Genomic DNA, 12639 nt, shown 5'->3' on the forward strand with positions numbered 1-12639 from the left:
GCACTCACTCCGCGGAAACCCCCGCCTCCGCCCCCGTACGCACATCGATCTCCCGCCAGAACCCCGCCCGAATCGCATACCGGTCATGCTCATCGATCTGATCGTCCTTGTGCGCGAGCAGCCCGAACCGGGCCGCGTACCGCAGCAGCTCCCCGTCGATCCGGTGCGGAATCCGCGGATAGAGCACCGACAGCTTCTGCCGCCCCGCGGGATCCGGCAGCCGCGCCAGCCACCGCCGCGCGAAGACCTGCCCGACCTCGTACGGATCCCCGCCCACGGTCGTGATGTCCTCCTCGCGGTCCGCCCACCGCTGCTCTGCCGTCGTCACCTGCGCCAGCGTCGGCAGGGAAGCGACCTCGGCCGGCTCGGACGGAGTACCCGGCCGGTCGACCCACCCCTTGTCGGACGACCACCGCAGCGTCGCGTTCGGCGGGTGCGGTGCCGCGGCCGCGGCACCCGGCGCCCGCAGCGCCGCCAGATCCTTCGGCGTGGGCACGCCCTTCGGCGGAGCGTGCCGCTCCGCCGACGCGTGCTCGGCGGACCCGTTCTGCGCGGCGGCCTCCGCGGACCGCTCCGCCGCCGCGGCGAGCGCCGAGTCCGGCAGCGGCGCCGACAGGATCGCGGCGATCTCGGGCCGGGGCACGGGCGGCGGCGCACAGACCCCGCCGAGCTCCTTGGGCCGTACGGCCTGGGTGATCCACGCACGGTCGAGCACGCGCCGCTCGTCGGCCTCGGCGACGAGGTCCTCGGACTGGTTGTAATCACCGTCCGCGGCCTGCACGGCCCACAGGTGCACGGCGACCCCGTGCTCCTTGGCCGACATCAGGCCCGGCAGCAGATCTCCGTCGCCCGTCACGAGCACCACGTCCGAGCAGGCACGGTTGCGCGCCAGCTCCGTCAGCTCGGCGTGCATCGCGGCGTCCACGCCCTTCTGCGCCCAGCGCCCGTCGCTGCGGGTCAGGGCGCCCAGGCGCACGGTGACCCGGGACATGACCCGCAGCCGACGGTGCTCGGGCTGCGGTACGCGGTCGGGGGCGCCGTCGAACCAGTAGATCCGCAGCAGCGGCTGCTGCGTATCGGACTCGGCGCGTTCTCGCAGGGCCTGGATGAGGGCGGCGTGGTCGACGGTGATCCGCGACCGTGAGGGTTCTCCGGCGAGCAGGCTCGCGGCGGCGCCCAGCAAGTAGCCGGCGTCCACCAGGACGACACAGCGGTCCACGAGTTCCACCCTCTTCCCAAAAGGCCCCGGGACGCTCCCGCGTAAGGCGGGAATGCGGGGCGGGTTTGCAACGGGGTTGTCTTCGAGTCTGCCCGAAGGCGCGGAGGTTAACGGCCGGAACTCGATCTTCGGCGTGGCGTATCCGGAAGTTACGTACAGACCGCTCTCCGACTTACGTACAGACCACTCTCCGACAGGCCTTATTACGCACGGTAATTCTCCAAAATGCGGTGCATGTCGTCATATGTGAATGTGGTCTCGGCCCTGGCCCCTAGATCCCCCTCAGGAGGCAGATCACCATGGCCAAGAACAAGAACCGTCAGCAGCAGCGCGGCCAGCAGCAGCGCGGAGCGCAGCCGGAGCAGGCCGAGCGCGGTGCCGAGCAGGTCGAATCCGCGGCCGAGCAGGCGCCCAGCCCCTCGCAGTTCGCCGGCGGCAGCCCTGGTAAGCGCCAGAAGAAGTTCGGCCACAACTGAGCACCGGCTAGGTCCGGTCCAGACACACCCGAGGGGCGCGTCCGTCATGGGCGCGCCCCTCGGCGTATCAACTCACCTCGTACCGCGGCCGGTCAGCCCGCCAGGCAGGACGGTCCGAGCAGCACCTTCAGGTCGCCGAACAGCGCCGGATCGGGCTGTACGCGATGCCGGTCGAGCCGGAGCACGGTGGTCTTGCGGGCCCCCTGGAGCTTGATCCGCACCTCGGAGTTGCCCTTGTGGTGGCCGAGGATCTCGCCGAGGCGGGTGACCATCGGCGGGGTCACCTTGACCGTCGGGATCGTGATGATCACCGGCGCGTTGGTGCCCGCGTTGGACAGGTCGGGCACCTGCATCTCCATCGCGACCAGGCGCGGCACGTCCTCGCGCTTGTCGAGGCGTCCCTTGACGAACACCACGGCGTCCTCGACGAGTTGGGTGGACACCAGCTGGTACGTGGCCGGGAAGAACATGCACTCGATGGAGCCCGCGAGGTCCTCCACGGTGGCGATCGCCCAGGCGTTGCCCTGCTTGGTCATCTTGCGCTGCAGGCCCGAGATGATGCCGCCGATGGTGACGATCGCACCGTCCGAGTAATCGCCGCCGGTGAGCTGTCCGATGCCCGCGTCGGCCTTGTCCTGGAGGACGTGCTCGAGGCCGAAGAGCGGGTGGTCGGACACGTACAGGCCGAGCATCTCCCGCTCCTGGGCGAGGAGATACGTCTTCTCCCACTCGTCGGTGGAGAACTCGACGTCGAGCCCGAAGCCCGGCTCGTCCGCCGCGTCCTCGTCGCCCATGCCGCCGAAGAGGTCGAACTGCCCCTCGGCCTCCTTGCGCTTGACCTGCACGACGTTGTCGATCATCGGCTCGTAGTGCGCGGTGAGGCCCTTGCGGGTGTGCCCCATCGTGTCGAACGCGCCCGCCTTGATGAGCGATTCAGTGGTCCGCTTGTTGCAGGCGACCGCCTCGACCTTGTCGAGATAGTCGGGGAACGACGCGTACTTCCCCTTCGCCTTACGGCTGCGGATGATCGACTCGACCACGTTCGTACCGACGTTGCGCACCGCGGAAAGTCCGAAGAGAATCACGTCGTCGCCCTGCGCGGCGAAGTTCTGCTCGGATTCGTTGACATTCGGCGGGAGCACCTTGATGCCCATGCGCCGGCATTCGTTCAGATAGACGGCCGACTTGTCCTTGTCGTCCTTCACCGAGGTGAGCAGCGCGGCCATGTATTCGGCCGGGTAATTCGCCTTCAGATACGCGGTCCAGTAGGTGACAAGGCCGTATGCGGAGGAGTGCGCCTTGTTGAACGCGTAGCCGGCGAAGGGGACCAGGACGTCCCACAGGGCCTGGATGGCCTGGTCCGAGTATCCGTTCTTCCGGGCGCCGGCCTGGAAGATGGCGAAGTTCTTCTCCAGTTCCTCGGGCTTCTTCTTGCCCATCACCCGGCGCAGAATGTCGGCTTCACCGAGCGAATAGCCGGCGACGATCTGCGCGGCCTTCTGCACCTGCTCCTGGTACACGATGAGGCCGTAGGTCAGACCGAGCGTCTCCTTCAGGGGCTCTTCGAGCTCCGGGTGGATCGGCGTGATCTCCTGGCGGCCGTTCTTTCGCTCCGCATAGTTCGTATGCGAGTTCATTCCCATCGGGCCCGGCCGGTACAGGGCCGATACGGCGGAAATGTCCTCGAAGTTGTCGGGCTGCATCTGGCGGAGCAGCGAACGCATCGGGCCGCCGTCGAACTGGAACACACCCAACGTGTCACCGCGGCACAGCAGTTCGTACGTCTTGGGGTCGTCCAGCGGAAGGGCCAGCATCTCCAGGTCGATGCCCTTGTTGGCCTTCACCATCTTGACGGCGTCGTCCATGATCGTGAGGTTCCTGAGGCCCAGGAAGTCCATCTTGATCAGGCCGAGCGACTCACACTGCGGGTAGTCCCACTGCGTGATGGTCACGCCGTCGGTGTGCCGCACCCAGACCGGGGCGTGGTCGATGATCGGCTCGCTGGACATGATGACGCCGGCGGCGTGCACGCCCATCTGCCGCACCAGGCCCTCGACGCCCTTGGCGGTGTCGATGACCTTCTTCACGTCCGGCTCGTTCTCGTACATCCCCCGGATCTCGCCCGCCTCGCTGTAGCGCGGGTGCTTGGGGTCGGTGATGCCGGAGAGGTCGATGCCCTTGCCGAGGACGTCGGCGGGCATGGCCTTGGTGAGCCGGTCGCCCATCGCGTACGGATAACCGAGCACGCGGGCGGAGTCCTTGATGGCGTTCTTCGCCTTGATCTTTCCGTACGTGCCGATCATGGCGACCTTGTCGGCGCCGTACTTCTCGGTCACGTACCGGATCACCTCGACGCGCCGACGCTCGTCGAAGTCGATGTCGACATCGGGCATCGAGACACGCTCGGGGTTGAGGAACCGCTCGAAGATCAGGCCGTGTTCGATGGGGTCGAGGTCGGTGATGCCCATCGCGTACGACACGATCGAACCGGCCGCGGAACCACGTCCCGGACCCACCGCGATGCCGTTGTTCTTGGCCCACATGATGAAGTCGGCGACCACGAGGAAGTACCCCGGGAACCCCATCTGGATGATGATGTCCATCTCGTAGTCCGCCTGCTTCTGGCGGTCCTCGGGGACACCACCGGGGTAGCGGCGGGCCATGCCGCGCCGCACCTCCTCCTTGAACCAGGTGGTGTTGGTGTAGCCCTCTTCCGGGATGTCGAACTGCGGCATGAGGTTCTTCGCCTCGAACATGCCGGTCGTGTCGATCTGCTCGGCCACCAGAAGGGTGTTGGCGCAGCCCTCCTGCCAGGCGTCCGAGGAGTCGATCGCGTACATCTCGTCGGTCGACTTCAGGTAGTAGCCGGTGCCGTCGAAACGGAAGCGGTCGGGGTCGCTCAGGTTCTTGCCGGTCTGGATGCACAGCAAGGCGTCGTGCGCGGTCGACTCGTGCGCGTACGTGTAATGCGAGTCGTTGGTGACGAGCGGCGGGATGCCGAGCTTCTTGCCGATCTCCAACAGGCCGTCGCGGACCCGGCGTTCGATCTCGATGCCGTGGTCCATCAGCTCCAGGAAGTACCGGTCCTTGCCGAAGATGTCCTGGTACTCGGAGGCCGCCTTGAGCGCCTCGTCGAACTGGCCGAGCCGCAGGCGCGTCTGCAGCTCACCGGACGGGCAGCCGGTGGAGGCGATCAGACCCTCGGACCACTGGGAGATCGTCTCCTTGTCCATACGGGGCCACTTCTGCAGCCAGCCCTCCTTGTACGCGTCCGAGGAGAGCTTGAAGAGGTTGTGCAGGCCCGTCTTGTTCGCCGCCCAGATCGTCTTGTGGGTATAACCACCCGAACCGGACACGTCATCGCGCTTCTGGTGCGGCTGGCCCCACTGGATCTTCCGCTTGGTGCGCCGGGACTCGGGGGCCACGTAGGCCTCGATGCCGATGATCGGCGTCACACCCGCCTTGGTGGCCGAGTGGAAGAAGTCGTACGCGCCGTGCAGGTTGCCGTGGTCGGTCATCGCGACGTGGGTCATGCCCATGTCGTTGGCCGCCTGGAACATGTCCTTGAGCCGCGCCGCACCGTCGAGGAGCGAGTACTGCGTGTGCACGTGCAGGTGCGTGAAAGGCGGCTTGGTCACGGCGGAAGACCTCCGGGAAAACGCTCGGCGACTGAGGGGGGCGGCAGCCATGAAGTCTACGTCCGCCCACTGACAGGTCGCGGGCACTTCCGGGTACCTTCGAGCGTTGGTACGGAAGGAACATCCGACCGGAAGTTTTGCACCAGGAGGCACCAGGAATGTCGGTCACGCAGGCGGGCGCCGAAGAACGCGGCGAGCAGATTCTCGCCGTCTTCGACACCGCGTTCGGCGAGTTGCTCGCCGCCGACCCGGCCGCGTTCCGGGTGAAGTTCCGCAAGATGGCGGCCTCGGCCTTCGCCTTCTACCGCGGCACCGCCTGCCTCTTCTACGCCGACCTGGAGCGCGAGCAGCACGGCGGCCCGTTCCTGGACGACCGTACGGGCCGCGTGTGGATCCACGGCGATCTGCACGCCGAGAACTTCGGCACGTACATGGACTCCACGGGCCGGCTGATCTTCAACGTCAACGACTTCGACGAGGCGTACGTCGGCCCCTTCACCTGGGACCTCAAGCGCTTCGCCGCCTCCGTCGCGCTGATCGGCTATTCCAAGGCGCTCAGCGACGGGCAGATCTCCGAGCTGGTGACGATCTATGCGGCCGCCTACCGCGAGCGGATCCACCAGCTCGCCACCGGCGCCAAGGACGACGAGGTGCCGCCCTTCACCCTGGACACGGCCGAGGGGCCGCTCCTGAAGGCGCTGCGCGACGCCCGCTCCCTGACCCGCTTCTCGCTGCTCGACTCGATGACGCAGATCCGCGAGTTCGAGCGCCGTTTCGCGCCCGGCGGCGGCTCGATCGAGCTGGACGCGGCCACGCGCTACAAGGTGCTCGCCGCCTTCGACGGCTATCTGGAGACCCTGCCGGAGTCCTCGCTGACCCGCCCCGACTCGTACCGCGTCAAGGACGTGGTCGGGCGGCGCGGTATCGGCATCGGATCGGCCGGCCTGCCCTCGTACAACATCCTGCTCGAAGGCAATTCCGACGCCCTCGAGAACGATGTCGTGATCTACATGAAGCAGGCCCAGACCCCGGCGGTCTCGCGGCACATCATGGACCAGGCGATCCGCGACTACTTCCAGCACGAGGGCCACCGCACGGTGATCTCCCAGCGCGCGCTGCAGCAGCACGCCGACCCGTGGCTGGGCTGGACCGAGCTGGACGGCTCGGGGCAGCTGGTCGCCGAGGTGTCGCCGTACGCGGTGGACCTGGACTGGTCGGACATCGACGACACCGAGCAGATCGCCGCCGTCGTCGCCGACCTGGGCCGGGCGACCGCCACGATGCACGCGGCGGCCGACGACGAGAGCGGCTACACGGGCCTGGTGCCGTTCTCCACCGAGCGCGCCATAGACGCCGCGATCGCGGCCGACGAGGAGGGCTTCGCGCCGCTGCTCGCCGAGTTCGCGCACGAGTACGGTGCGCGGGCCCGTCAGGACCACCAGATCTTCGTGGACCTGTTCCGTAACGGACGGATTCCGGGTCTGTAGCGGTCCGGGCGTGGTCCGTGCGCTCATAGGAAACCCTGAGCCGACCTTTACTTATCCGTCTGGCAGACTCGCAGCGATGGACATATCGGGGACGCAGCCGAGGATGCTGCGGGCGGCGCTCTTCACGGCCTTGGTCGTGACGCTGTCCGCCGCATCCCACGTGCTGCTCTCGCAGGTTCCGCTGCCGCTCGGCACCATCGCCGCGGTGGCCGGGGGTGTGTTCGTCCTCGCGTATCTGCTCGCCGGACGCGAGCGCGGATTCTGGTCGATCGCGGCGCTCGTGGTGCCCCTCGAGCTCGCCGCCGACACGGTCTTCACCGCCGGTCAGCACGTCTGTTACGGCCAGACCGGCGGCCCGGTCGCGGGCACCCTGCGCGCCTTCGGCCTCGACGTCCTGTGCGGCGGCTCCGATGTGGGCGCCTCGCTCGCCCAGGCGGCGGGCGCCGGCCACAAGCCGGCCGCCGACCTGCTCGCCTCCGCCGATCCGTCGTCCGCCTGGATCCTGCTCGCGGCCCATGTCGTGATCGGCCTGGGCGCCGCGGCCTGGCTGCGCCGCGGCGAACGGGCCTTCGCCCAGCTGGTGCGCGCCATGGTCGCGGTGGCGTTCCGGCCGCTGCGGATCGCGGTCGCCGCGGTCGCCACGCGGCCGACCCCCGTACGACGCGTCGTACGCACCGCCCAGCAGACGCGCCCCCTGTCTCCGCTGCTCATCGCCCACTGTGTGGGCCGGCGTGGTCCGCCTTGCCCGGCTGCTGTCTGAGCCATCGGTAAAGCGCATTCCACCCTTTTACGGAGATCGAGTCATGAGCAAGCGCAACAGTCAGGCGAACAAGGCCGCGGCCCGCGAGCGGCTGCGCGTCGAGCGCGAGCAGCAGGCCAAGAAGGACAAGGCACGCCGGCAGATCATCGTCGGCGCGAGCATCGTCGGTGTCCTCGCCGTGGCCGCCGGCGCCGGCTACCTGATCATGCAGGCCAACGAGCCGTCCGGCTGGGACAAGGCGGCCGAGGCCAAGGTGGTCGCCCCGGCGAACACCTCCGGCAAGAACGGCTCGACCGTCACCATCGGCGACGCCGCGAAGAACACCGTCCACCTCTACGAGGACCCGCGCTGCCCTGCCTGCGCCTCGATGGAGCAGGCCATCGGCGCGGACATCGACAAGGGCATGGAGGACGGGGATTACAAGCTGTCCTTCACCATCGGCACCTTCCTCGACGGCAACCTCTCCGGCGAGGGCTCCAAGAACGCGCTGAGCGCGCTGGGCGCGGCCCTGAACGTCAGCCCCGAGGCGTTCCTCGACTACAAGGCGGCGCTGTACTCGAAGGAGTACCACCCCGAGGAGTCCGCCGACGAGTTCGCCAAGGACGACTACCTGATCAAGGTGGCCGACACGGTCGACGGCCTGAAGAACAACAAGGACTTCCAGAACGACGTCAGGAACGGCACGTACGACCCCTGGGCGATGAAGATGAGCGACTCCTTCCAGAGCGCGAAGGACGTCACGGGGACGCCCACCATCAAGATCAACGACAAGAAGATCGAGACGCCTTCGGACAAGGCGGCCTGGGACGCCGCGCTGAAGTCGGCGGGCGTGACGAAGTAACTCCGGCCGACATCAGGCCAATCCGTTAAGAGCGGGCGAACTTTCACGGTTCGCCCGCTCTTGGCGCTTACTGATCAGTAATCTCAGCGCTCGTGACCAGTAGACTCCAGGCTCCTCACGAGCCCACTCCCCTCTCAACTCCCCGTCGCCGTACGGTCGTCAAGGCCGCCGCGACCGTCGCCGTCGCCGCGCCCTTCGCGGCCGGGGCCCTGCCCGCACAGGCTGCCGAGCCGCCCGCCTTCCTGCACGGGGTGGCCTCGGGCGACCCGCTGCCCGACGGCATCCTGCTGTGGACCCGCGTGACACCGATACCCGGGGCCACCCCCGGCTCCGGCACAGGACCGGACACGGACGTGCACTGGGAACTCGCCGAGGACAAGGCCTTCACCCGGACCGTCGCGCAGGGCACGGTGACCGCTCAGGCCGCGTCCGACCACACGGTCAAAGCCGATGTCCGCGGCCTGCGGCCCGCCACCGACTACTGGTTCCGCTTCACGGCAGGTTCCGTGACCTCCGCGGTCGGCCGCACCCGCACCACCCCCGCGTACGACGTGAGCGCCGGGAACGTGCGCTTCGGCGTCGTCTCCTGCGCCAACTACGAGGCGGGCTACTTCTCCGCGTACCGCCATCTCGCAGCCCGCCAGGACCTGGACGCGGTGCTGCACCTCGGCGACTACATCTACGAGTACGCGAGCGGCGGTTACCCCGAGACGGACCAGGTCCTGCGCGCGCAGCAGCCGGCGCACGAGATCCTCAACCTCGCCGACTACCGGCTGCGGCACGGCACGTACAAGACGGACGCCGATCTGCAGGCCGTACAGGCGCGCCACCCGGTGATCGCGATCTGGGACGACCACGAGGTGGCCAACGACGCCTGGTCGGGCGGCGCGGAGAATCACAGCCCCGACAGCGAAGGCCCGTACGCCGCTCGCGTGCAGGCCGCTAAGCAGGCCTACTTCGAGTGGATGCCGGTGCGGCCGGCGACCGAGGGGACGGTCTACCGCCGTATCCGCTACGGACAGTTGGCCGACCTGCACCTGCTCGATCTGCGCTCCTTCCGCTCGCAGCAGGCGGGCGTCGGCAGCGGTGCGGTGGACGACCCGGAGCGTACGATCACCGGCCGGGCGCAGCTGGACTGGCTGAAGCAGGGGCTTTCGCAGTCGCAGGCGCGGTGGAAGCTGGTCGGCACCTCGGTGATGATCTCGCCGATGGCCTTCGGCTCCGTACCGGCCCATCTCCTCGGTCCGCTCGCGGAGTTGCTCGGTCTGCCGAAGGAGGGCCTCGCGGTCAACGTCGACCAGTGGGACGGCTACACCGACGACCGCCGCGAACTGCTCGCGCACCTCACGGACCACGCCATCGAGGACACGGTCTTCCTGACCGGCGACATCCATATGGCGTGGGCCAATGACGTACCGGTGAAGGCCGCCACGTACCCCTTCTCGAAGTCCGCCGCGACGGAGTTCGTGGTCACCTCGGTGACCTCCGACAACATCGACGACATCCTGGGCGTGGCCCCGCAGACCGTGTCGCTGGTCGCCGCCGGTGCGATCAAGGCGGCCAACCGCCATGTGAAGTGGCTGGACATGGACAGCCACGGATACGGCGTCCTCGACGTGACGGCGGCGCGGACGCAGATGGACTACTACGTGCTGTCCGACAAGACGGACGTCAACGCGTCGGCGCGGTGGGCACGTTCGTACCGCACGGCCAGCGGCACGCAGCGGATCGAGCGGGTGGACAAGCCGGTCGCCTGAGGCCCGTAGTCCAGTTCCGGCCACCGCGGCGCGTGTTACCGGCGGATCACACCGTCACGGCGGGTGGTGAGTCCCGGGTTCCGAATCCGGACACACCACCCGCCCCGGTGACTCCTCTTGTTGCTGTCTCATCTCAAACCCCGGACAGCACAGAAGATTTTCTCCCACTTGGCCCGATTCACCAGACGATTCATTGGACCAGATCCCTGCTCCTCAAGATCTGACATGGCCATGCAATCTCCCCGCGGCAGCGAGGAAGTTCCTCGCTGTTCGCGTCCGCGAGGAGTTCGCCTTGTTCGCTCTTGCACGCATATCGACCCGTACGCGGGTACGGCTGCTCTCCACGGCCCTGGTGGCCGGAACCTTGATGCTGGCTCCGCTCTCCGCCCCGGGCTCCGGTGCCACCGCGGCCGCCTCGCCCCAGACCGAGGAGTGCGAGGACACCCACGTCAGCACCGCCCGCGAGACCAAGGCCGGTGCCGCGCACGCGGACGAACCCAACGAGGTCAGCGCGGCCAAGGCCCAGGCCATGGACGCCGACCTGCAGCGCAGACTCGACCGCCTGCGCGCGAGCGGCCAGAGCTCCACCACGGCGGCCGCGACCACCATCCCGGTGTACTTCCACGTCGTCCACGACGGTGACACCGGCAAGCTCACGGCCACCGACATCAGCAAGCAGCTGGCGGTCCTGAACGCCGGCTTCGGCGGCCAGGGCACCGGGAACGCCGACTCCGGCTTCCAGTTCACGCTGGCCGGCACGGACTACACGAACAACGCGACCTGGTACAACGGCATCCAGCCGGGCTCCACCGCCGAGAAGCAGATGAAGTCCTCGCTGCGCAAGGGCGGCGCGAACGCCCTGAACTTCTACACCGCGAAGCTGGGCGGCGGCCTGCTCGGCTGGGCCACCTTCCCTGACCGTCGCGGCCACGCCTACGCGCGAAGGGCGCCCCCTGAGGAGCGCCCCACGTACGGACCGTCCGGCCCTCGCGAGCTGGGTCATGCCCGCTCGCTGCAAGTTGTGAACCCGATCCACAACTTCGTGACTCCGCCGCTCCTTTCGGAGCCGCTTCCCTCATCGGCCAATGGCCGCGCGGCGGTCAAGCCCTGACCGCTGCCTGACGACAGATCCACACCGTAGCGGTCATCGTTGCACCCCGGTGCCGATTCGCCGCTACTCGGCCATGCGATGCAGGACGGTAGGCCGCCACACCGCGGGGGGGGGAGCGCCGCCCCGCGGTGTGGCGCCCCCGCGCATCAGCGCGCCTGGCGGAACCCGCCGCACACCGCGGAACGTCCCCCTCTACTCTGAGCTGCGACACACGGGGCAGAGGGGGAACCGGCGGCATGAGTGCGCCAGGCCAGATCATCGACGACCGCTTCGAGCTCATCGAACGGCTCGGCAGCGGCGGCATGGGCACGGTCTGGCGCGCCCGCGACACCGCCCTCGACCGCGAGGTGGCGCTCAAGGAAGTCCGGCCCGTGGACCCGGCGTTCATCGAGCGGAACACCGTGCTGCGCGAACGCGTCCTGCGCGAGGCGCGGGCGCTCGCCCGGCTCAGCCATCCGCACGTGGTGACGATCCACCAGATCCTGGAGCCCGGCGGGTACGCCCACCCCTGGATCGTGATGGAGCTGCTGCCGGGCGCCACGCTCCAGGACCGCCTGTCCCAGGGGCCGTTGACGTCGCCCGAGATCGCCCGGATCGGGCGCCAGGTGCTCTCCGCGCTGCGGGCCGCGCACGCCGCCGGGATCCAGCACCGGGATGTGAAGCCCGCGAACGTGATGCTGCGCGCGGACGGTTCGGCCGTCCTCACCGACTTCGGCATCGCCGCACTCCAGGGCTCCACGGCCCTCACCCAGACCGGCGAGATGGTCGGCTCCCCCGAGTTCATGGCCCCCGAGCGCATCCGCGGCACGGACAGCGACCCGGCCTCCGACCTGTGGTCGCTCGGCCTTGTCCTGTACGTGGCGGTGGAGGGCGTCTCCCCGCTGCGCCGGGCCACGACCCTGGCCACCCTGGCCGCCGTGCTCGACGAGCCGGTCCCGCCGGTGCGTTCGGGCCCGCTTGCCCCGGTGCTCGAGGCCCTTCTCGTACGGGATCCGGCGGCGCGGCCCGACGCGGCGCGGCTCGACGCGATGCTGGCCGAGGTCGAGGCGGGGCGGACACCCCAGTGGTCCGAGCGGCCGACCCTGACGGCGCCCGCCCCACTGCCGCCCCCGCGGGTCGACGACCTTCAGCCGGACCCGTCCCCCACCGTGCAACCCGCATCGCGGCGCGCGTCCGGTCGTACGCCGGTGATCGTCGCGGTCGTGGCGGTCGTGGCGGTGGCCGTGGCGGTGGTGGCGGCCACGGCGCTGGTGCTCGCGTTGCGCGGGGACGGGAACGACGGCAACGGCGGCCAGGGCAAGAACGAAGGGACGGGCACCGGCGCTCCCCCGGCGTCCGACTCAAAGGGCC

The 12639-nt window shown here is 68.8% G+C and carries 9 protein-coding genes; 7 read left to right on the plus strand and 2 right to left on the minus strand.

Features of this window, described 5'->3' with window-relative positions:
- Nucleotides 1-4 precede the first annotated feature (4 nt).
- On the minus strand, nt 5-1219 hold the full coding sequence (locus G6045_RS33910; protein ID WP_165336040.1) for an NYN domain-containing protein: 1215 nt from the start codon (nt 1217-1219) through the stop codon (nt 5-7).
- 299 nt (nt 1220-1518) lie between these two features.
- Between G6045_RS33910 and G6045_RS33915 the strand changes: the two genes are divergently transcribed.
- Nucleotides 1519-1695, plus strand: a complete 177-nt coding sequence (locus G6045_RS33915; protein ID WP_165336033.1) for a hypothetical protein — start codon at nt 1519-1521, stop codon at nt 1693-1695.
- Nucleotides 1696-1787: 92 nt separating this feature from the next.
- Here G6045_RS33915 and dnaE read toward each other — a convergent pair whose 3' ends face one another.
- Nucleotides 1788-5333 carry a DNA polymerase III subunit alpha gene (gene dnaE, locus G6045_RS33920; RefSeq protein WP_328708002.1) on the minus strand — a complete coding sequence of 1182 codons (3546 nt, stop codon included), beginning with the start codon at nt 5331-5333 and terminating at the stop codon, nt 1788-1790.
- 158 nt (nt 5334-5491) lie between these two features.
- On the opposite strand from dnaE, the gene G6045_RS33925 reads away from it, so the two are divergent.
- The 6 genes from G6045_RS33925 to G6045_RS33950 all read left to right on the plus strand — a co-directional run.
- A complete protein-coding gene (locus G6045_RS33925) occupies nt 5492-6820 on the plus strand; it encodes a DUF2252 domain-containing protein (RefSeq protein WP_165336035.1) in 1329 nt (442 codons plus the stop codon).
- Between the two features lie 76 nt (nt 6821-6896).
- Nucleotides 6897-7580: a hypothetical protein gene (locus G6045_RS33930; protein WP_165336036.1), complete on the plus strand. Its 684-nt coding sequence runs from the start codon at nt 6897-6899 to the stop codon at nt 7578-7580.
- Nucleotides 7581-7623: 43 nt separating this feature from the next.
- Complete coding sequence (locus G6045_RS33935) at nt 7624-8421, plus strand: thioredoxin domain-containing protein (RefSeq protein ID WP_165336037.1); 798 nt, start codon at nt 7624-7626, stop codon at nt 8419-8421.
- A 92-nt stretch (nt 8422-8513) separates the two neighbouring features.
- Nucleotides 8514-10178, plus strand: coding sequence for an alkaline phosphatase D family protein (locus G6045_RS33940; protein WP_165336038.1), 1665 nt, complete (start codon nt 8514-8516; stop codon nt 10176-10178).
- Between the two features lie 292 nt (nt 10179-10470).
- Nucleotides 10471-11289 carry a zinc metalloprotease gene (locus G6045_RS33945; RefSeq protein WP_206344545.1) on the plus strand — a complete coding sequence of 273 codons (819 nt, stop codon included), beginning with the start codon at nt 10471-10473 and terminating at the stop codon, nt 11287-11289.
- A 236-nt stretch (nt 11290-11525) separates the two neighbouring features.
- Nucleotides 11526-12639 (plus strand): serine/threonine-protein kinase (locus G6045_RS33950; RefSeq protein WP_165336039.1); only part of this gene is annotated, 1114 nt, incomplete at its 3' end.

The sequence above is a fragment of the Streptomyces mesophilus genome (assembly GCF_011044995.1).
GTDB classification, from domain to species: domain Bacteria; phylum Actinomycetota; class Actinomycetes; order Streptomycetales; family Streptomycetaceae; genus Streptomyces; species Streptomyces mesophilus.